This is a genomic window from Enterococcus sp. DIV0421, from assembly GCF_051713745.1.
GTDB lineage: Bacteria > Bacillota > Bacilli > Lactobacillales > Enterococcaceae > Enterococcus_D > Enterococcus_D casseliflavus.
In genome coordinates this window covers 196,727-218,828 of record NZ_JBIOQM010000002.1, presented here as the reverse complement: position 1 = coordinate 218,828, position 22,102 = coordinate 196,727, and the positions used below count along the sequence as shown (strand labels likewise).

At 44.8% G+C, this 22,102-nt stretch carries 15 protein-coding genes and 2 pseudogenes; 2 read left to right on the top strand and 15 right to left on the bottom strand.

Features of this window, described 5'->3' with window-relative positions:
- Window positions 1-34: 34 nt before the first annotated feature.
- Genes IGI96_RS12165 through allC form a run of 5 tightly spaced genes read right to left on the bottom strand, consistent with a single transcriptional unit; the run spans window position 35 to window position 6,193 of the window.
- Window positions 35-1,297 carry a DUF1116 domain-containing protein gene (locus IGI96_RS12165; protein ID WP_005234461.1) on the bottom strand — a complete coding sequence of 421 codons (1,263 nt, stop codon included), beginning with the start codon at window positions 1,295-1,297 and terminating at the stop codon, window positions 35-37.
- A gap of 12 nt (window positions 1,298-1,309) precedes the next feature.
- Window positions 1,310-3,064 (bottom strand): acyl-CoA synthetase FdrA, encoded by a 1,755-nt coding sequence (fdrA, locus tag IGI96_RS12160; RefSeq protein WP_086338595.1) that lies wholly within the window; start codon window positions 3,062-3,064, stop codon window positions 1,310-1,312.
- Window positions 3,065-3,072: 8 nt separating this feature from the next.
- Window positions 3,073-4,149, bottom strand: coding sequence for an ureidoglycolate dehydrogenase (gene allD / locus IGI96_RS12155; protein ID WP_086338596.1), 1,077 nt, complete (start codon window positions 4,147-4,149; stop codon window positions 3,073-3,075).
- Between the two features lie 13 nt (window positions 4,150-4,162).
- Entirely contained in the window at window positions 4,163-4,948 is a 786-nt protein-coding gene (gene allE, locus IGI96_RS12150) for a (S)-ureidoglycine aminohydrolase (protein ID WP_086338597.1), read from the bottom strand.
- Between the two features lie 15 nt (window positions 4,949-4,963).
- Window positions 4,964-6,193 (bottom strand): allantoate deiminase, encoded by a 1,230-nt coding sequence (gene allC, locus IGI96_RS12145; RefSeq protein WP_086338598.1) that lies wholly within the window; start codon window positions 6,191-6,193, stop codon window positions 4,964-4,966.
- A gap of 169 nt (window positions 6,194-6,362) precedes the next feature.
- Between allC and IGI96_RS12140 the strand changes: the two are divergent.
- A pseudogene (locus IGI96_RS12140) lies at window positions 6,363-7,225 on the top strand (alpha/beta hydrolase).
- Window positions 7,226-7,503: 278 nt separating this feature from the next.
- Here IGI96_RS12140 and fucO read toward each other — a convergent pair.
- The 4 genes from fucO to rhaB all read right to left on the bottom strand — a co-directional run bounded on the left by fucO (window position 7,504) and on the right by rhaB (window position 12,237).
- Window positions 7,504-8,655, bottom strand: a complete 1,152-nt coding sequence (gene fucO / locus IGI96_RS12135; RefSeq protein ID WP_034858251.1) for a lactaldehyde reductase — start codon at window positions 8,653-8,655, stop codon at window positions 7,504-7,506.
- Between the two features lie 84 nt (window positions 8,656-8,739).
- Window positions 8,740-9,564, bottom strand: a complete 825-nt coding sequence (gene rhaD, locus IGI96_RS12130) for a rhamnulose-1-phosphate aldolase (protein WP_005234418.1) — start codon at window positions 9,562-9,564, stop codon at window positions 8,740-8,742.
- A 7-nt stretch (window positions 9,565-9,571) separates the two neighbouring features.
- Window positions 9,572-10,825: an L-rhamnose isomerase gene (gene rhaA / locus IGI96_RS12125; RefSeq protein WP_016610602.1), complete on the bottom strand. Its 1,254-nt coding sequence runs from the start codon at window positions 10,823-10,825 to the stop codon at window positions 9,572-9,574.
- On the bottom strand, window positions 10,822-12,237 hold the full coding sequence (gene rhaB / locus IGI96_RS12120) for a rhamnulokinase (protein ID WP_153883577.1): 1,416 nt from the start codon (window positions 12,235-12,237) through the stop codon (window positions 10,822-10,824). Before rhaB ends, rhaA begins: the two co-directional genes overlap by 4 nt.
- A 199-nt stretch (window positions 12,238-12,436) precedes the next feature.
- On the opposite strand from rhaB, the gene IGI96_RS12115 reads away from it, so the two are divergent.
- Window positions 12,437-13,318, top strand: a complete 882-nt coding sequence (locus IGI96_RS12115; RefSeq protein ID WP_005225353.1) for an AraC family transcriptional regulator — start codon at window positions 12,437-12,439, stop codon at window positions 13,316-13,318.
- 192 nt (window positions 13,319-13,510) lie between these two features.
- Here IGI96_RS12115 and IGI96_RS12110 read toward each other — a convergent pair whose 3' ends face one another.
- From IGI96_RS12110 to IGI96_RS12085, 6 genes and pseudogenes are all read right to left on the bottom strand, one after another.
- Complete coding sequence (locus IGI96_RS12110) at window positions 13,511-15,340, bottom strand: hypothetical protein (RefSeq protein WP_034858247.1); 1,830 nt, start codon at window positions 15,338-15,340, stop codon at window positions 13,511-13,513.
- On the bottom strand, window positions 15,315-17,579 hold the full coding sequence (locus IGI96_RS12105; RefSeq protein ID WP_438785178.1) for a glycosyltransferase family 2 protein: 2,265 nt from the start codon (window positions 17,577-17,579) through the stop codon (window positions 15,315-15,317). The genes IGI96_RS12110 and IGI96_RS12105 overlap by 26 nt, the downstream gene beginning before the upstream one ends.
- Entirely contained in the window at window positions 17,576-18,616 is a 1,041-nt protein-coding gene (locus IGI96_RS12100) for a bifunctional glycosyltransferase family 2/GtrA family protein (RefSeq protein ID WP_074932399.1), read from the bottom strand. The genes IGI96_RS12105 and IGI96_RS12100 overlap by 4 nt, the downstream gene beginning before the upstream one ends.
- A 59-nt stretch (window positions 18,617-18,675) precedes the next feature.
- A complete protein-coding gene (locus IGI96_RS12095) occupies window positions 18,676-19,728 on the bottom strand; it encodes a GGDEF domain-containing protein (RefSeq protein ID WP_086338600.1) in 1,053 nt (350 codons plus the stop codon).
- 332 nt (window positions 19,729-20,060) lie between these two features.
- A complete protein-coding gene (locus IGI96_RS12090; protein WP_086338601.1) occupies window positions 20,061-21,170 on the bottom strand; it encodes a GGDEF domain-containing protein in 1,110 nt (369 codons plus the stop codon).
- Between the two features lie 4 nt (window positions 21,171-21,174).
- Window positions 21,175-21,882: pseudogene (locus IGI96_RS12085) on the bottom strand (EAL domain-containing protein).
- Between the last annotated feature and the right edge of the window lie 220 nt (window positions 21,883-22,102).

Genomic DNA, 22,102 nt, shown 5'->3' with positions numbered 1-22,102 from the left:
ATGTTGCTCCTTTTTCACGTTTTCAGTTCCTGATTTATTCTTCAAATCCTAATTTTTTTGCATAAGCCAAGACAGCTTTTTCAAAGCAATCCATTGGTGGTGTCACTGTCCCGGCACCAATTTGTCCCCGTCCAGCTTGTTTGTTGGCGATCCCTGTATTGATCACCGGTAAGATCCCTGTTTCTACGACTTTACGAGCATCGATCCCTAAACAGATCCCTTTGAAGTCCCATGTAGGAACGGGAAAATTCGGATTGGTATCAATGGAAATCTCTAACATCTCATTGCTGGTTTTCAACGCATCGTGAAATCCCCCAGAACCAACGAAGCGTGTCACAGCTGGGGCAGCAATCATTGCCATTCCCCCAACACCAAAGGTTTCCGTAATGGCACTGTCGCCCATATCTGGAGAGGCATCTTCTTCACTGAATCCTGAGAAATACAGCCCTTTTGGTGTATTGACAGGTCCAGTAAACCACTCATCTCCCATGCCAGAAATACGGATACCGAATTCATGCCCGTTGCGACACATTGCGGTCACAACCGTGCCTTCTTCAATCGTCCGGGCGCCATCAAGCACCGCTTTTGAAGAAGCCATCATGATATTCAAGAAGAACTGATCCGTGTCTGCTAGAAACTGAATGACTTCTGGTTTTTCTTTTTCAAATCCTTCCAGAGTAACGATCGCTGGTGCTACTTCTTTTAAGAACGCCAACGAAGCAGCGATATTCCGTTGATGGAACTCATCCCCCATGGCGATTGCTTTTGCGACTAAGACATTGATGTTCAAGCCATCGGGTTTTGTTTGTAGTGCAGCACTTAAAACTGGCGCTAACGTATTTTTCATCCAATGCAAGCGATCAATGACTTCTTGAGAATAGGCGCCAAATCGTAAAACTGCCCCGATCCCTTCGTTCATCGTACAATACGCTCGGTTGCCATCGGTTTTGTTTTCCACTACGAGCACTGGCATATTGGCAGAGGTGATGCCCCCCATTGGGCCAACCGCTTGCACGTGGTGACAAGGAATCAGTTGAACTTCCCCAGATGCTAATAAATGACGTACCTCTTCTTCCGTTTCGCCCCAGCCTTCAAAAAGCCCCGCACCAACACAAGCACCTTGAATCGGATCGATCATCTGATCGTAGCGGATCGGTGGTCCTGCATGCAATAGGACTTTTCCTTCACCTAACTCTGGAATGACACTGACTGCTGGAACGACATCCAGCAAAAAAGGCGAACCGGCAACGATCTTGGCAATAACGGCTTGGTTTGCTTCTTCAATAGTTTCGTACACGATAACTTCCTCCTACTCTGATAGTGACACTTGTGCTAAGAAACGTAAGGCTTTTTGTAACGTTACGTTTCCACCAGCAATTGGCTGCCAGTCATATTGAACGACTTGACCGTGATGCGCCTGGATCGCTTCCGCAAAGCTACGCAATCCTACATTGATGAACGCGTCATTGGCTAACAATTCGCGGCTCTTTTCAGATGGCTCTGGCAACGCATCGGCAGTTGTCACTGCTTTTGGCAACAGCTTACGACTAATTGGTGAAAAAGGGTGACCGAGCATTGCTAAAGCTTGTTTGACTGCTTGGGCATTGCTTTGACACAAAATCACGCCAGCTGCGGTTAAAATCTCAGCTTGCTCGTTGCTGTCTTGGGGGTCTAAATCAGTTCCGACGATCGTAGCGATCACCGCTAACTCTCGGCCAGCTGCTTGCGCTGCTTCCTTCAACGATTTGATGGTCGGTGCCAATTCACTCGCCATATCTTGATGAGAGCCGTACCCTAAAACGATATCTAACAAAATCACTGCCGTTTCAGGATCTTCTCCGGCTTGCTTCAACAGTTCGATCCGCTTTGTTGGGTCGATCATCGGATGGGGCTTGCCTTGCGTATAGATGTCATCACCTAAATCGATGATCTCATGGCCAGCTGCTTTTAAAATGTACCCTTCCTGATGGGCATCTTCTTGTTCTAGATTTAATCCTGCTTTGACCAGCATCGCTGCTTCGTACGCCAATGTTCCGCCAGAATAATAAGCTTTGATTTTTTGCTGTTCAGGTCCAAAAGCGGCAGCTGCCGTTTCCTCTTTTACTGGCTCTAATCCAATCTGTTCTTGACGTAGCAGCTGCACGGCTAATTGTGCCGCTTCTTCCAGCGTGTAAGCTCGGTAAAGATTTTCTTCGTGGTCCGTTGGCTCTTCCCCCAGAAAAATCGTGACTGCAGGTTTTGTTCCTCTTCTTAATAATGCCAACACTTCATCTCGGACACGTGGTGCAGGTGGTTTGGAGATCACCACGATCACCTCCGTATCAGGATCATATTCCAAGGCAAGAATGCTGTCTTTCATGGTGATCCCACCGACGGCTTCTTTGAGATCTCGTCCACCGGTTCCGATGGCTTGTGTCACACCGGCACCCAATTTATGAATGATGGTGGTGACTTCTTGGATGCCCGTACCCGAAGCGCCGACAACACCGATTTTCCCTTTACGAACGGCATTCGTGAAGGCTACTGGTATCCCATTGAGAATCCCTGTGCCACAATCTGGTCCCATTAAAAGAAGTCCTTGTTCATGAGCCATTTTCTTTAGCCGAACTTCCTCTTCCAATGAAACATTATCACTGAAACAAAAAACATGTTTGCCCGCTGCTAATGCGGTTTCAATTTCTGGTGCTGCCATAGTACCAGGAATCGATAAGACAGCGACCTTCGCATCTTTTCCAAGATCTAAGGCTTTTTCCCAAGTTTTGACGCTTTGGGTTTCTTCTCCTGCGCTATTGCTTTGGTCCGATAAGAAGGCATCGATTTCTGACAGGACTGTTTCGATGATTTCTTCCTCTTCAATGTCTAACACGAGCACCATATCGTTGGAGGTCGCATTGCTCATCTCCTCGGTATAAAGACCACCCGTCTTGAAGATATCCTTATTGGCAGGTGTACCCATCATGACCGAAGCGTTGTTGATCCCTTCGATCGTCAGTAAACGATTGGTCAAAAGCATTAAAACAATGGAATCTTGGTAATTGTTTTTTTGAATAATAGTGTGTAACATGGGTCTCCTCACTTTCCTGTTCCTGTCTGTGCAAAGGCATCTGACCCAGAATACTGGTCAAAATGAACCGTGTCGCTAATGAGATAGCGATAAATGTTCTTTTCGATAGGAATGCCTTCTGCCATATATTTTTCATAGGTTAGTTGATTGATCTCGCCTGGATAATAGACTTGCTGGAACTGTTCAGCAGCCGGTATGGCGTGTAGCTCTTCGATCATCGTTTCGACTGACTCTTTAAATGTCTCTAAATCTGTAAATCGTTGCGGATCGATCAGCAAAATAAATTGCCCTAAGTCGCGGCCTTTCGTCAGATCGTTGTACATAGAGGAAACATGCTTGCCAAAAGGCAGCCCAAGGAGCATTCCAGACAAGATATCCACCATCATCATCAACCCAAAGCCTTTTGGTCCTGAGATTGGCAATAACCCATGAACATGATGCGGATTTGTCGTTGGCTTGCCATGGGCATCAACGGCCCATGTTGCTGGAATCTCTTTATCTTTGGAACGAGCATCTAAAATTTTGCCCCACGCTTGGACCGTCGTTGCCATATCAAAAACCACCGGCGCAGCATGCTTTCGCGGTGCCGCAAAGGCAATCGGATTGGTACCAAAATAATTTTCTTTGCCGCCAAAAGGAACCACCATTGAATCCGATTGGCACATAGATAATGCAATCAAGTCAGCTTCTGCAGCTTTTTTGACATAATAGGATAGCGCCCCACTATGACTCGTTTTCCGTACACCAACCGCCGCGATCCCAGAGCGTTTGGCCATCTCAATGGCATACTTTGTCGCTTCTAATACGACGACCTGCCCTGCGCCATTTTGACCGTGAACGATCCCGCTGCTCGGCCCAGTCTCTTCAAACGTGATCTGTGGAGTGCGATTCATCCCACCTTTAGCGATCCGCTCTGCGTAATAGTCTACCCGCACAGCCCCGTGAGAGTGGATCCCGCTGGCATCGGCAAAAACCAAATGCTCTGCAACGATGGCTGCGTGCTCTTCAGACAAACCAGCAGCCGCTAATTTGTTTTGGATCAATTGCTGTAACTCTTGTGACTGTACAATAACCGTTTCTTCCATCTTCTAAACTCCTTTAAATTTCCGGATCGCGGTTGCAATCTTTGGAATAAATATAGGTCAATGGTTCGTCACGGCCAACACCATAGGCCGCTTGCTGTACATAGGCACTCATGAAAATGTAGTCGCCTTTTTCCACTGGGAACCACTCATTATCTAAGTTATACATCCCTTTACCTGACAGTAAGTACGCCCCATGTTCTTGGTAATGGGTCTCAATGTAGCCATGACTTGCCCCTGGTTCAAAGGAAAGGATATGGATATTCATGTCAAAGCCCAGCTCTTTTGGCAGGAAATCCCAAAGTAGGACGTCTGCCATCCCTTCGTATTGGATCGGTGTCAACTCTGAAAGATTCCCCACTACTTTGTAGGCTTGGTGATTTTCAAGTGGTTGGTAACGTTTCTTATACAAGAACACTTCTGTCGCTTCTTCTTGGAGATTTTTCATATACAGTTTTTCTCCAGCAGGCAGATAGATATAGCCTCCGTCCGTCAATGTATGGGTTTCTTTGCCATCACTTACTTCCAGTTTGCCCGAGATGACATACAAGAAACTCTCGATCTCTGGACCGCCGAAGCCCAATTGGTTGGCGCCATCTTTTTTGAATGAAATGATGTAATCGACAAAAGACGCCCCTAATTTTGGTGAGCCGAGTATCGAACATTCACAGTTTTCGAAGCCTGGAATGACATTATTCACTAGCCCATCATGCGGCAAGATCGCAAAATTATTTTTTCTAATGACTGCTCGTGATTGCAGCAATCCATCTAAATAGCCCGTATTATTATTTTTATATCCCATGTGTGTCCCTGCTTTCTATTCTTTGTATGCTAGCTCGTAAAGGGAAGCTGCTAAAACTTCAACCCCAGCTACTAAATCTTCGATAGTCGTTGCTTCGGCTGGGTTGTGGCTAATTCCATCAATACTTGGTACAAACAGCATCGCAGTTGGAAAATGTGGTGCAATGATTTGGGAATCATGCCCCGCCCCACTATGCATGACTTTGTAGCGTTTGCCGGTTTGCTTCACTGCTTGTTCCACCATGGCAACGATCGTATCGTCCATCGGCACAGGGCGTTCATCCATCCATAGATCCATCTCCACTGTCAGGTCGTGCTCTTTGGCGATCGCTTGAATGATCTGTTCTGCTTCAGCAGTAAAGGCATCCAATAGCTGCCCATCGGTATGGCGACAATCCATCGTAAACAACACTTCACCAGGAACCACGTTGACCGTATTCGGTTTTGGCTCAACTTTACCGAATGTCACTACTAATGGATCCCCAAGCTCTAAGCCACGGTCGATCACTGCGGCACACATTTTGGCAAAACCATACACAGCATCTTGGCGATAGCCCATCGGTGTGGTTCCTGCATGATTGGCTTGTCCTTTTAAAACAAAGGTGTAGCGCTTTTGACCAGCGATACTATTGACGACACCGATCTGCAAATTTTCTTTTTCTAAAACACTGCCTTGTTCGATATGGATTTCCACGAAGGCTTTGATGTCTGATCGAACCGGTTCTTGTGGGTCGCGAAAATCAAAGCCTTGGCGTTGCATCTCTGCCACGAAGCGATTGCCTTCAAAATCTGCGATCGCTTCAACATCGGCTTTTTTGGCCTCTCCGACAAAGTTTTTACTTCCCCAAAAAACGGTTGGAAAACGACTGCCTTCTTCTTCTGCCATTGAGATGACTTCCAAGGAGCGTAAAGGTTGCCCATAGGTCTCTTTTAAATACTTGATCGCTAAAGCAGCAGCAACGACCCCGTATTGACCGTCTAATGTGCCACCGTTGACGACGGTATCGATATGTGACCCTGAAAGAATCGTTTCTTCTGGATACTGGCTGCCTTCCAATCTGCCGAAGAGATTGCCGACTGCATCATAGGACGTCGTTAAGCCAGTTTCTTTTAATTGTTTTTCTACAAATGATTGCGCTTCTTTCCATGAATCGGTATAAAGCAGTCTAGTCATTCCTCCAGTGGGATCACTCCCAATCTGAGATAGTGCATCGATCATTGCCGCTACTTCTTTTTTCAACTCCATTGTTCTGCCTCCTTTGATTTATACGGTTATTGTAAGCGTGTTACTGAAGGACATCATTGTTCACTTTCGACAAAACCGTTTCTATTTTTAGTCATAACGCTGTTTTTTAAACCGCTTCCTTCTCCTATACTCTTCCTTATACTATCGAAGAAGAGAAAGGAAGAAAACAATGGTTTATCCTAAAAATGCCTTTGCGCAAACAGAAAAAATCCAATTTGACACCTACGGCACTTTGCCGTTAGAAGTGACGATCCTAAAAGCAGCGCAGCCTCGGATCAGCCTTTTGTATTTTCATGGTGGTGGCTTCCTCTATGGTCAGCGAGAAGACCTTCCGCAGGATTATGTCCACCAATTGCTGGCTGCGGTGTTAGCCTTTACCTGTTCGATTATCCACTGGCTCCCGAAGTAGCGCTACACGATATCTACCTTCATGCAAAAAAGGTAGTGGAGTGGTTTTTGGACGAAGGCTGGCAGTTCAGCGGCGTTGGTACAAATGAGTACGTTTTGTTCGGTCGCTCCGCCGGCGGTTTTTTAGCGACCTTACTGACCGCACGCACAAAGCACTCGGAGCAAAAGGGCTTGATCCGATTTTACGGTTACCAAGAGTTGTTTTGTAAAGAATTTTTGCAGCCGGCACGCTTTTACACACAATTTCCGAAAGTCCCACCATTCGTCGCTGAAGCCATGATCGAAAGCCAACCCATCACCCACGGCACGTTAGAAAAACGATTCCCTTTGTACCTTTCCGCCCGTCAATATGGCAACTGGCAGCGTTATTTAGGGAATCGGGAACAGCTAGCAGCCTTGGCGATTCCTGCTGCCGCTTACCAAGACTTTCCTCCTTGCTTTGTCGTTCATTGCAAAAAAGATCCAGATGTTCCCTTCAGCGCATCCGAAGCTTTCGCTGCACAAGTCCCCCATACCAAAACACTTTGGCTCGACTTAGATCAGCATGACTTTGATCGGACACCAAATGTGATCGCTGATGAGTGCTATCGAGAGATGATTGGGTGGCTGACTAACCAATTCTGAAACTCTCAGCTCTTGATAGGTGATGATTTTGAAGCGATCGGTACGCTGTGATCTTGCGTACAGCAAAAAAGTGACCATTAGAGAACCAACTCTAATGATCACTTTTTTTGATTTGATTACTAGTATATGGGCACAACGATTTCTTCAAAAATCTAACGCTTTGCCTCGCAATTTTACTGAAGTCTTCAGAATAAAACAGCAACTGATCAGCAGATCGTTGTTAAGGGAAACTTGCAGAAGCATCTTTCATTTCTTCGAATTTCGTACCTTTAACAAGATTACATCAACGAACGATAAAGCTCAATAATTTCTTCTAAAGTCGTATCCCGCGGGTTGCCTGGTGTGCAGACATCGTTCAAGGCATCTTTGGCGATGGCTGGGATATCTTCTTCTTTGACGCCTAATTCAGAAATGGTCGCTGGAATGCCCACATCTTTGCTTAACTGATCGATTGCTTGGCAAGCAGCATCGCGGACGTCTTCAAGTGACATCGTTTCTGCCCCTTCAATGCCTAAAACGATCGCGATCTCACGGTATTTTTCACCCGTAAAGTCTTTGTTGTATTTCATGATGGTTGGCAACAAGGACGCGCACGCTACTCCGTGAGGAATGTTGTACCAAGCGGACAATGGATGGGCCATGCCGTGGACTAAGCCCAAGCCGACGTTTGAAAAGCCCATACCGGCAATGTATTGTCCTAACGCCATCGCTTCTCGTCCTGCTTGATCGCCATTCACGGAATCTCGCAATGAGCGGCCGATGATCTCAATTGCTTTGATGTGCAGCATATCAGTCATTTCCCAAGCGCCTTTGGTGATGAAGCCTTCGATGGCGTGGGTCATGGCATCCATTCCCGTTGCGGCTGCCAAGCTCTTAGGCATCCCCATCATCATATCGCTGTCCACAAAGGCTACCAGAGGAATATCGTGAGGATCTACACAAACAAATTTCCGATGATTGTCTTCATCTGTAATCACATAGTTGATCGTTACTTCGGCTGCAGTCCCAGAAGTTGTCGGTACCGCTAAAATCGGCAAGCATGGATTTTTCGTGTCTGCCACGCCTTCCAAACTAATCACATCGGAAAATTCAGGATTCGTAGCAATGATCGCGATCGCTTTTGCCGTATCGATCGGTGAACCACCGCCAATCGCAATGATACAATCGGCTTGGGCTTCTTGGACAAACGCTAAGCCGTCTTTGACATTTTGGATCGTTGGGTTCGGCACAATCCCATCATATAACGCATAATCGACACCTGCTTCATCTAATAATTTCGTCACTTTGGTCGCAACTTCAAATTTCACCAAATCTTTGTCGGTGATCACTGCCGCTTTTTTAAACCCTCGTGCCTTGAATTCGGTCGGTACGTTCTCGATCGCTCCTTTTCCAAAATACGATGTTTCATTCAAAATCATTCTATTTGCCATTCTTCCTACCTCCATTTGTTTGTTTATTCACAATATATTTTAAATAGAAAAGACTGAAAGCCTTTTCTATTCTTCTACCATTGATTATACCTCAAGATAGCCTGCTCGGGGAGTGACTTTGAAAGCGTCAGCCAGTTTTTTCAGATTTTCATCTGTAATGGTTTGTAAAATTGGGCCTTGCGCTTTGACATAGGTGTACACTTCCGCAGCTTTCTCTGCCGTTTCAATCAAGCCAAAGACTTCGTCCATATCTTTGCCAGCACCATAGATCCCATGTTGCGGCCAAAGAACCAAACGGGTCTCTTTCATTTTAGCAGCCGTTGCTTCGCCGATCTCATTCGTTCCTGGGACCATCCAAGGAATGATGGAGACGCCTTCTGGGAAGACCACCAAGCACTCCGTACACATTTGCCACAAGGTCCGCGTGAAACTGCGTTCATCCAACTCATGGGTAAAACTCATGGCTAAAAGATGCGATGCGTGGTTATGCATGATGATTCGGTTTTCTGGATCGACCGACAAGCGAGCAATATGACTCATGAAATGACTTGGCAGTTCACTCGTTGGCACCGCACCATTTTCCAAGCCCCAAAGCAATTCCAATGTTTGCCCATCTTCTTTGACTCGAATCACACCAAGGTTTTCCGCTGGATGTGCCGCTACATTTTTAAAGTATTTTCCTGAACCTGTCACGATAAAGTACTTGCCAGCTAGTGCCGTGGCATCAAAAATCATGGGAATTTCCCGCAAGACGCTTTGCGGATCGATGAAAGGCAAGATCTCTTCTTCTGTTAATAAGTAAGAAATATTGCCGCCGTTGCGCTCATCCCACCCTAAACGGTAAAGGTTTGCTGTCGTTTCCATCATTTCTTGTACAAAATTCGCTTGTAAAATATCAATCTTTTTCATCGTTCTCCTACTTTCTGGCTTTTAAGACGGTTTCTTCATAGGCTTTCACTTCTGATAGCCAATCCAGACCTGCTGGTACCCCTTGGCTTTCACAGAAGTAATTCCAAACATCTGCATACGGATAGTCTTTTAATTCTTCCGTCATGGCTAAACGAGTGGTGAAATCACCTGACAATTCGATTGCTTTTAGTTCTTCGATCGGTTCTAGCATCGCTTTTAGCAACGCTTTTTGAGTATTGCGCGTCCCGATCACCCACGCAGCGACCCGATTGATCGTCGCATCAAAGAAATCTAACCCAATGTTGGTTTTTGGCAATAAGTCATTGCGAACCAATTCGCGACCAATCTCTTGCAATTCATCGTCCATGATCACGACATGATCACTATCCCAGCGTACAGGACGGCTGACATGCAGCAAAATGCCTTTGCTAAATAGTGCCAGTGAAGACAGTTTATTGGAGATCACTTCGGTTGGATGGAAATGTCCAGCATCCAAACAAATCAATTTATCGCGTGTCAAGCCATAGCCCATATAAAATTCATGAGAGCCGACGGTGTAGGCTTCGGCACCAAGACCAAACAACTTGCTTTCCACGGCATCTACCGTGTATTCCGCTGGCAATTCTTCATCAAAAATCTCATCTAATGCTGTCATCAAGCGTTCCCGTGGTGTAAAACGATCGATTGGGTTGTCTTTGTAGCCATCTGGCACCCAGAAATTATTGACACAGACTTGCCCAGTTTCTTTCCCCATATAAGCAGCGATTTGACGAGAACGTTTGCCGTGTTCGATCCAGAACTGACGAACTTCTTCATCTGGTGAAGCAAGGGTAAAGCCATCTTTGAACATGGGATGTGAGAAAAAGGTTGGATTGAAGTCTAAACCTAAGCCTTGTTCTTTCGCCCAAGCAACCCATTTTTCAAAATGCTTCGGCTCCAATTCATTTAGATCCACTGCTTCCTCGGTGTCTAAATAGATGGCGTGAAGGTTCAATTTGTGTTTTCCAGGAATCAAAGAGTAGGCTTTTTCTAAATCTTGGCGCAACTCCTCTGGGGTATGGGCAGCACCAGGATAATTCCCCGTTACAGAGATCCCACCAGATAATGCTTCATCACTCAAAAATCCTTGGACATCGTCCCCTTGCCAAACATGCATCGAGATTTTCACATCGGCTAATTTTTTCAAAACCGCATCCGTGTCGACGCCTAATTTGGCATATGCTGTCTTAGCTTCTTCATAACGCTGTTGAATCGTTGTCATTTTTTTCCTACTCCTTCTATAAAACGTTGATAGTTGCTTAAAATCTTGTGATCAAAAGGCTGTGGTTCATGAACACTGCAAGGAAATGAGTGTTTGACCGCACGGCGTGCTTCAGCCAGCGACGTGAAGATGCCAGCACTCATCATCTGCATTAAAAGATTACCGATCGCCGTTGCTTCACTTGGGCCAGCTTCGATCGTCAGCTGCGCAGCATCAGCCGTCAGTTGATTTAAAAAGCGATTGTTGGAACCGCCCCCCACGATATGCAGTTTTTGCAGCTTGCTCGTCGTACCTGTCAGCTGTTCCAGTTTTTGTAATTCACTGGCATAACAAAGCGCTAAGTTATCATACACACAGCGAGCCAGTTCCCCTGCGGTTTCTGGAACTTTCTGCTGGGTTTCTCGACAATACGCTTGCAGTTCAGTAATCATGTTTTCTGGATTCAAAAAACGAGGATCATTGACATCGACAAACTGTTGAAAAGCAGGTGTTGCTTGCGCCAATTCCGCCAATTCTGCATAGGAATACTGATAGTCTTGCTGCCGAGCCACTTCTTGGATCAGCCACATGCCCATGATGTTTTTTAAAAAGCGAATCGTGTTGTGGGCACCCCATTCGTTCGTATAATTTTCATCAAAGGCGGCAAGGGAAACATTGGGTACTTTGGTTTCGATCCCCAGCAATGACCAAGTCCCGCTGCTGATGTAGCCCCAATCTGCCCCCTCTCCAGGTGTACCGATGATCGCTGATGCCGTATCATGACTAGCGACAGTGACAAAGGTCGCTTGTGGCAAATCATAGGCTGGAAACTTCTGTGTTTGCAGTGCGCCTAAAACCGTTCCAGCATCAACCAATGGTGGGAATAGGCCTTCTGTTACGCCGATCTCAGCTAACAATTCTGCATCCCATGTTTGGATGTTGGCATTTAGAAGCTGCATCGTCGAGGCATTGGTTTTTTCCGTGACCATCTTGCCAGTAAAAACGTAGCCCAAGTAGTCTGGAATCAGCAGTAGCTTGTCGGCTTTTTGCAGCAGTTGCGCTTCTTCTGCGGCTAACTGAAAAATCGTGTTGAAGGGTTGCAGCTGAATGCCTGTTTTCTCATACAGTTTTTGCAAAGAATAGCGCTGACCAAAAGCTGCGATCGCATCATTGGTGCGACTATCTCGATAAGCGACTGGGTCGCCTAAACGTTCGCCTGCTTGATCGATCAAACAGTAATCCACTGCCCAGGTGTCGATTCCGACGAAGCAGTCATTGATACCTGCTTGTTTCACTTTTTGCAGTCCTACTAAAATCTCTTGGATCAAATAATCGATCGCCCAACGGTCAAAGCCTTCATGAGGACGAAAGCCGTTATTAAAGCGATGGATCTCTTCTAAAGTGATCTGCTCATTTTCCCAACGGCTCAGCATCAGACGACCGCTTGATGCACCGATATCGATTGCGATAAATGTGTTCACTGGTCTCCACCTTTCATTATCTTGTTTAAAAATAAATCGATTACAATTCACTGATTCATTCTTGTTGACTCAATTTTAGCTTGACAATCAACGAGTTTCATCACACAATTTTGATAAAGACTTGCACAATCTTGGTAAAAAGGAGGATCCGATGGATTACTGGGAAAAAGCCAACCACTCATGGTCAACTGATTCACTGCGTTACATCAATACTTCAACCCAAAAGCAGCGTGAACTTTTCTATTACATTCAAGAAATCGGCTATTTCAAAGCCAGCAAACCTTACTTTACAGAACGAGAGAACCTGCCTTCTTATTTGATCAAGTATACATTGTCCGGCTGCGGTGAATTGCGCTACAAAGGAAAAAGCTATCAATTGAAAGCAGGTGATGTGTTTTTTATCGACTGTCTAGACTATCAGTACTACCGTACCGTTAGTCAAGAGCCCTGGGAAATGGACTGGATCCATCTATATGGCGCCAACGTCGCAGCGTTTTATGAGGAATTCCTCAAAAATGGCAGTCCAGTTTTTCACACCAATCCTGCCAGCAGCCGTCAAAATCCGATCCATTTGGTCTTACAAGATTTATTGATGTTACAGCCAGAACCAAATGCGAAAACTGCCTTCCAAAGCTCTGTTTTGATCCATCAGCTGCTCAATGAGCTGCTCCTGCAAAAATATCATCTCGACTTTTCGGATAGTGAAATCCCGCCTTATATTTTGCAGATTCGTGACCAGCTAGAAGAAGATTTCCGTCAAGGGATCACCTTGGAATCTTTGGAGGAAAGGTATCATATCAATAAGTATCAAATCGTCAAGGAGTTTTCCAAATATATGGGCTTGCCCCCCATCGAGTACCAGATCAGCAAACGCATCTCTTATTCGAAAGACCTTTTGCGCTATTCTCGGCTTTCCATCAAAGAGATCTCATTGGCGATCGGCATCGAAAACACCGCCTATTTCAGCCGTTTATTCAAGAAAAAAGTCGGCATTTCACCTAGTGATTATCGCCAGACGGAGAATGGACGGTAGGACTGGTTCTTATTAAAAAAGCACTTACTACCATGTGTAGAAAGTACGACCGCAAAAGTTTAACTTTTTAGGGCCTATACGCATGTCAGCCGTTCCTTTTATTGATGCTCATTCCTTATAAATCAACCTTCAGACACCACAAAAGCCGATCCTCTCTAGAGTAGGATCGGCTTTTTTGTGTATAATCTTCATTTAACGCCCCAACACCTCCGCCACCGAATAAACGCCTGGGGCAAAGGTCTTGCCTGTTAGCTTCTTCGTCATGGCATTAAAGGTATAGTGCTCTTCTAAGACGACGACTTCATCGTATTGCTTTAATAGCGTGCGAAAATCTGCATCGGATAAGAGGAAATTCTCTCGCCCATCGACATTGGGTGAAAACAAGTAATATTTGCCGACATAGCCAACTAAGTAGCTATCTACTGCTTCTTTGTTAGTACTGACCACCAAATATTTTTTCTGGTTTAGGTCAAAGTGATCGCCAGTAACGGCTGAAACTTGTGCTGGAATCGAAGCAGCATATTCACGATTGGTATAACGCATGCCATTATTTTCTGAAAGGATCAGCAATGTCGCAAAAAATAACAGAATCAAGGTGCTGTATTGATAGATTTTTTTTGTGGTCAAACTGGCAAAGCTACGGTAGTTTCGCCGGTCGATTGCTTGTTCATGATACAAATGATCAATGCCTCGGACCATGAAAAAGGTCATTAAGCCAAGTGCTAAAATCACGATGCTTGAGGCATAGCGATCGAACCCTGCCAAAGACAGTGCTTCATCAGTGGGCATCGAGAACAAGAACATGGCATAGATTCCTAAATAATACCCCACAATGATACCATCGATCAACAGCAGTTCTTTTAAAAATGGATTGCGTTTTTTCATGATAAATCGGACAAATAGCCAACTGCCCAAAAGGATGACCTGGATCAAGAGAATCCCTTGCGTGGAGATCGTCGCAACAGCCGTGATCGTTTTGACAAAAACATCCGTTATCTGCTGCAGTATCTGAGAATCCTTTTCGCCAAAAATCTGTTTATAAGCGGTCACGCTGACTTCATGCTTCGATTTAGGAAAATTCGCTTTGACATGCAGGTTCCAAAGAATCGCCGGCAGGACAGATAGCCCAATGGCAGCTAATCCTACAATCATCATGCCCAGCCGTTGCCGCCAACGAACTGATGCCTGCCACAAGCAGACTAGTAAATAGCCACCTAAAATCAGCAGAAAAAAGACGGCGCTATTTTTGACCAAATCAAGAGAGGCGCCAATCAAAAGAAAGAAACCGATCGACGGTAGTACTTTGCCTTTTAAAGCGAATAAGCCAGCGATGCCAGCTAAAGTCAACACTGGCAGGATAAAGTCTACTAACAAATTATTCATTCGAATCGCAATATTAAAATAATTGAAAACGGCCATGTTGGTGAAGATCAGGACAAAAGCCAGCTTTCTTTTCGGATCACGAATAATCGCAAAAAAACTATACAGACTACAGAAAATCAAAATCAATTGACCAATCAGCAAGACATTCTCATGATAGCCAACGATGATTGCTGTATAAGTAACAAATAGCGAGCTGCCTAAAGGATAGGAAGTAAAACTGATGATGGCATCGGCTGCCGTTGGCAATTGTCCCTGCGTATAAAGGAATTTAACGATCGTCGCCCAATGGGAGAAGTTGTCATAGTGGGTCAAATGACTGTGAAGCAAGGTTAAAACGAACAAAGTAAAATAGCCGTAAAACCACAGCATGATTGGCTCTTGTAAGCCCCAACGCACCTGATGGCGCTCCTGCCAAAAACGCCAAACGCATAATAGTAAGCCAAGACCAAATAAAACCCATGCCCCCCGAATCAACCATCCTTTTGGACCATATGCGACAAAGGAAAGAACGAGGATCGGCAAACAGCAAGCAGCGATCCAGCTGATGTGTTTGGGAAAATGGCAAACTCGTACAAAAAGATAGGCATAGCCAGCTAATGATAAACCAAAAAGACTAAATCGCAGCAGGATCTCGATCATCATCTTCCTCCTTTCTCAGCAAGCTGTCCACCCATTCTTGAAAGGCTGCTGTAAAACGCAGCTCGGAAAGATTGCTTACTTGATAAATCACTTGATTTTCTGTTGGTTGAAGCGTTGCTTTTTCAGCGTGAAGCACAAGATTACTGATCGGCAAGGTTAGACGGGCAGGCATCTCGACTTCTTCTGTTTTTACCAACGTGAGCTGGTCAAAACCAAACGTTGTGACCGCAAAGGTTCCTTCATCAAAGTTCCATTTTTGATCAATGGTCAGTATGGGCACTCGTTGAGGCGGCAATGGCTTTTGTTTGGCTTGCAGCAGATGCTTACCGAGATTTTCAAAAAGACTGTCAAAGAAGGTCATCCACGGGTCACGCAGAACTGGCAGGCTTTGATTGAAGCCATCATAAATGATCTGCAAATAAGCCAAGTAGTCTTTTTCTGATAATTGGTGTAAAGCAACCCCATAGACCCAGCGATCCTTGCCTGAAAAGACGCGGACGACGTTTCCCGTCATCTCTGCTTGGTAGCCGTTACGGGTGATTTTAAACGTCAGCTGCGCATCTGGCGGAAAATAAAGAGGAACGTCAGAAACGAAGGACAAGCCGTTTTCTGAGATATTTTCTGTCATCAAAGAATAGCTGGCGTCTTGGTCGGAAACTTCAACAGGATAATGGGCTCTGAACCGTTCCGTCGTTCGGTAAATCGGGCGACCGAGATAAAATAAGACCGCAAAGGTTAAGTTAAAGAAATGGGTCAGCAGCCAGAAGGTCAACACGCTGCCATAGAAAATCTCTGAACCGAATTTGCCGTAATTAAACTTCACTAAGCCGATAATCGTCAAAATCAACAGCAACAAATGCGGCACCACAAACAACAAGTCTTTTTTAGACTGAGTTGCTGCTTTATTGGTCACTTTGAAACGGGTCTCTTTGATGCCAATGGCTTGTAAAAAGACAGGAATCACTAGGTAAGGTGCAAAAATCGTTTCCTGGATCTCGCCCCAGCGCTGCGTTCGAATATCACTGCTCAAATCCTGCATCGCCAAATGCAAGAACGTATAGCTTGGCAGCCAAAACAGTAGCAAGACCCAAAAGTTGGTCTCTACGACCCTTACATTAAAGACGGTGTACAAAATCGGCGCGAAAATAAACAGCAACCGACGTAAAAACGACCACCAATACAAATAACTGTTTAAGAAAACCATTTTTTGCGCCAAAGACAACGTCTTGTTCTTAAAAAGATGGAGATTGTGGACACTTTGGACCACTCCTCTTCCCCAGCGAATCCGCTGCTTTAAGGCACTTGGGATATCAATGGGAAACAGACCGCTGGCCATGGGCTGCAGTGTTGATAAACTGCGATAACCTTGGCAATTGATCAAGGCGCCTAATTCAAAATCCTCCGTGATCGTGTCCGTCGGAAATCCGCCAGCGGCTTCGATCGCTTCTCGTGCGATCACCGTATTGGATCCTGTATAAATAGCTGTATCATGGGCGTTGTTCAAAACATTGACTTCTCTGGAAAAGAAGTCCTGCTCGTTAGGGATCGCCGCTTCTGAAAAAAGATTGTACTGAAAAAGATCCGCATTGTAAAAGCTTTGCGGTGTTTGGACAAAGCCCAACGGTTTGATGGTCTGATCTTTGCGGCGTTCCTGCTGATTTGCCACAAAATATGGCACTGTTTCCAGCAAAAAATCTGAGTAAGGGATCATATCTGCATCAAAGGTCGCCACTAGCGGCGAATTGGTTTTTGACAATGCATGATTGAGATTGCCTGACTTGGCATGCTGATTGCCTGTCAATCCGATATAGCCGATGCCAAATTTATCTGCCAGTGCTTTGACCTCTGGACGGTTGGTGTCATCTGACAAGTAGATGTGAACTTTTTTGGGATCGGGGTATTTCATATGAACTGCCGCATTGACTGTTTTTAATAAAAGCGGCACTTCTTCATTATGGGTAGCAATCAACACATCGATCGCTGGATAGTCGGCTTCTGGCACGATCGGTTTTTCAAAAGGCTTTGCTTTGTTTTTGTTCCAAATCAACAGCAAGCCCGTAAAGTTCGATACGATCTCACTGCCCCAAAGCAGCAAACCAAACAGCAGGGCAAACCAAGACTCGTGCCATGGCAATGTATACAGCCCCCGCCATGATAAATAGATCAGCGAAAAGACAAACGCCAGAAAGTAAACGACTTTTTTCGCCCAAGGCAAACGTTTTTGTTCCACCTCAATCACTCCTTAAAGATGACATTTTTTTGCACATGGTAACTAAAGAAAAAGAGCAGGCAATCGACGCCTATTTTTAACAACACAGAATCCCCGATCGGCAGGATCAAATAGATCAGGTAGACGAGGAAAGAGGACAGCAAAATCTGTACGATCACTAATAAAAAATACTGCAGCATACTGTTCTTTGTCCGTTGACCAAAAACAAGCTCGCGATTGATGTAGTAATTGACGATCGCCGAAATCAAGCGGGCACCCAACGAAGCGATCACGATGGAGGACAGATCGATGACAGACAAGAAATGGATCAATAACGCATAGGCAATCACATCGACAAAGAAGGAGACCACAGATGAAAACAAATACTTCAAAAAGACGCTATAGATAGCGACGGAATCTGCCAAGACCCGAAAATGGGAAGAGGCATTTTCTTCAATATAGATAGTGGCGATCGGTTGCGAGAGAATCGGCCACCCCCGTTTCTGGGCTTCGATCAGCATCCGCGTTTCATATTCAAAGCGCTCACCTGAGATCGCCAACAAATCTGTCATGAATTTCCGAGGGAAAACCCTTAAGCCCGTCTGCGAATCCTCGATGGCAAGACCAGTCGCTAAACGTAGGATATTTCGGGTCAAAATGTTGCCGAACTTACTCCGCAAGGGCACTTCTTTGCCAAAGGATCGGGTCCCTAAAATAATACTGTCGGGATGGGCTTGGGCCTTTGCTAAGCAAGCCATCATATCGGTATACTCATGCTGCCCATCCGAATCAATGGTCACCATAAATTCAACAGCTGGCTGGTTTGTCAGCACTTCAGTGAGAGCGGTTTTGATGGCTGCGCCTTTTCCAAGATTCTTTGGATGGGTCAAAACCTGACAACCAAACTGCTGTGCCAATGCCGAAAAGACAGGCTGATAAGCTACCCCACTGCCATCATCCACGACCAAAATCGGCAGGTGCTGGTTATGCAAACGAATTTTCTCCACCAGAGCCAGCAGTTTGTGGTCAGGTTCTAGCGAAGGAATCATGATTAAACTATTTTCCATATGCGCTCCTCATTTAAGGTAGTATTTTTGAAAATAAAAAAGAAAAGAAGCCAACCCCGTCAGTAAAGACAGAGTTGGTCGCGACCGCTGCGCTTGGCTCGATACAATGCTTGATCGGCTCGTTCTTGTGTTTGCTGTAGCAACTCGCCCTTTTGCCGTTGTGCGATCCCAATCGACAACGTGATGCTGACCGAATCGCCTGCATCCAAGATGATCTCTTGGTAACGGATGCGCTTTTGGATTTTTTCGAGGAGATCAGCAGCAGCCTGTGCGTCTCCTTGGATCAAGATCGCAAACTCTTCCCCACCGATGCGATAGACCGGGTTGCTCGCCGTACAGTAGGTCGAAAAAATACGAGCGATTTCTTGCAAAATCACATCCCCAGCACGGTGTCCGTAACGGTCATTGTAATTTTTGAAATGATCGATATCGATCAAAGCGATCGATAAGTCCACCTCGGTCGTGTCTAGGCGTTGGCGGTCATCTTGAAATTTACGGAAGTTGTTCAACTGCGTAAGATCATCGATTTTGACCAATGCCAAAATGCGCTGCATATCATTTACTATCGAGTAAAGGAAAAACGCCAACGTATAGGCGAGAATGCCATAAACTATATAAATTAGGGTCGTTTTTTGAATATCGCCCGTCAGATAAAAACCAAAAAGAAAGGAGATAGCGATCAAGTAGGTAATTGATAGGAATAACTCTTGTTTGTCAGTAAATCGCCGTTTGGCCCAAGCATGCAGAAATGTCAGTGTCACTATCAAAAAAAACGTAAGATATAAGTTCAACCAAGACGATTTTGATACTTCAAACAAGAAACGCCCTAACGCTAGATTGACCATCGTCGGTACGGTCACCTTCCACCCCAGATATTTCATGGAAAAAGCGTAAAGCAAAAAGCGCAGGTCAAATCGCGTTTCGTATACGACATAAGAGAAATTCATCATCAGCATCCCCACCACGGTTTCACAAGCAATCGCCGCTGCGATCTGTTTCGCTTTGAACGTCCCTTGGCCAACGAATCCGTCACTGATTTTGAATAACAAATAAATATTGATGATAATTGCGCCTAAATTTGCGAGTGTATTGACAACCAGCGTATTTGCCATTTCCTGTGCTTCCTTTCTAAAAAAAAGAACCCTTACTTGCTGATTCGACGGGACAATTCCAGAAACATTTCATTGGAAAAGCGGACAAAGCATCAAGTAAGAATCACTATTAATTATTGACAGTTTTTATCACTCTTGATTTAGAATAATTTACCAGAAATTATACATAGTTTCAATCTTTTTGTTAATATGCGAAGATTCTCAAGATAAATAAAATAATCAAAATGTATATTTTATAAATAAATAACATTATTTCTTTATTATTACTAACTTTTTGTGCATAAACATTTAATTCTTTGTGAATTTGTGCAAATTATTTTTCCATTATTTTTTTACGTCTCAGGCAAGGTGCACACCCGGTTTCGACCACTTTGTTTTGCGAGATAGAGTGCTTGATCGGCTCTTTCAACGGCTGCCAAGATATCCCCATGACAAACGGTGCTCGCTTCAACGCCGCAAGACAAAGACATCGTCCCTTTTTCAAAATTAGCGACAGGAAACATACTACTAGAAATGGTTTGACACAGTGTCGTCATCGCAGCTACGGTCTGTTCTTTGACATCCCCTTCGATCACGACACAGAACTCTTCGCCGCCATAACGATAAAAGGAAAAGGTCTCGGCAAAATGCGCATCTAAAAAAGTGGACGTCCGTGAGGCGAAAGTTCTCAATAGCTCATTTCCGGCGATATGACCATAACGGTCGTTGACCTTTTTGAAGTGATCGAGATCGATCATGGCGATCGTCACAGTCTTTTTCTGTGAAACGGCTTGAAGCAGATCGTGGTTATAGGTCCCATAGTTGAAGCAGCCGGTCAACGCATCGATCTTACTATTCGCCAACTCTGCCAGTACTTGGTACTCTTCGCCTTCAATCAACCGATGCAGCCACATAAAGCCACCCAACAGCACAAAAGAACCAACAAGTACTGCTAACATCGCTTCCCAGTCATAGGTCGTCGTATGATGGACCAACATCGAAAAACGCGGTGAGATCAGACAGGTCAAAAAATACATCAAATAAAATTGCTGTTGCGGACGCAACGGCTTGATTTTTGATAAGAGAAAATCAAGGACAAAGACGCCGACACCTAATAGTGGTAAATAAAAGGCTTTGCCAATGTCAGAAAAACCGACAAACAGTAAATAGAACACGACCATACACGGCGTTATCAAAATCAAGATCTTGCCACGATCACCATAGAAAAAATGACTCGCAATAAAAGCAGTTGTGTATTGATAACAGATAAACCCAACTGAATTCATTGAGAAAGAAAGAATAAAATACAAATGCGTAAACGTCAGAATACCAATAATAAAATACTTAAATGGACGAGAAACCGATATTTTTTGCACACTTCGTACAAAAACATCTGCGGTCACCAGTAAACTGGCAATCATCAGCGGCAAACCAAACGCCAAGAGCACGCCTCGTTCTAACATTCCATCACAATCGCTCTCCTTTAGACCATAAATATCCTTGTTGTAAATGAACCCCCATCTCAAGCAGTTGCGCCATCTTATCGCGGGTCTCGATGCCTTCAACGATCAACTCAAGCTGATACTTTTTGGCGACCTTCAACCAACAGGTCAAGAAACTAAACCCGATCTCCTCATCGAGCTGAATAAACGGCAGTAGTGAAAATTTCAAACAATCCACATTTTCAAGATTGGCAAAGACCAATGACAGGGTATTTTAGCCACAGCCGATGTCATCGACAGCGATCACATAGCCATAGGCTTTGATTTTTGCAAGGGCAGTAGACAAATCAAAAGAATCATGCTGACCTTTTACAGGATGCTCTGTTAATTCGATCTGCAACTGCTCTTTGTGAGCAGTCATCCCATCAAAAAAGGTCCACGTTGACTGCCACAGCAGCTGTTGTGGATGAATATTGACACTAAAGCGGGTTTTCGGCTTTTCTTGGCACAACCGTCGCAGCTCCTGGGCATACCACTCCATCAACTGCTGGTTGCCACTTTCAGATTGAATCATTGCGCTGAATTCTTGTTGCGGAAAGCGGTTGTTTTTCTCGCTGCGCAGCAAGACCTCATAGCCGTTCACCTCTTGCTGACTTAGCGATTCTACCTGCATGATTGGTTGACATAACAGATAAAAATTGTCTGTGTTTTCCCAAATTGTTTCATTTCCCATCTTCGTTAAGCCCCCATCTAGTAAAGTTATCACTTCCGAAAATTGGTCATATTTGTATCATCGCTCGTTCATAGTCCTTAGAAAAAGAAGCTTCAAAGGAACTGACTTGCCTAAGTATACCAAATAGAGCCGCAGTTCCCCAACTATTTTAGATGATTGGGCAGAAATTTTTGTGAACGATTGGACAGAGATTGCTATTTCCACCCATAGTTCCCATTTC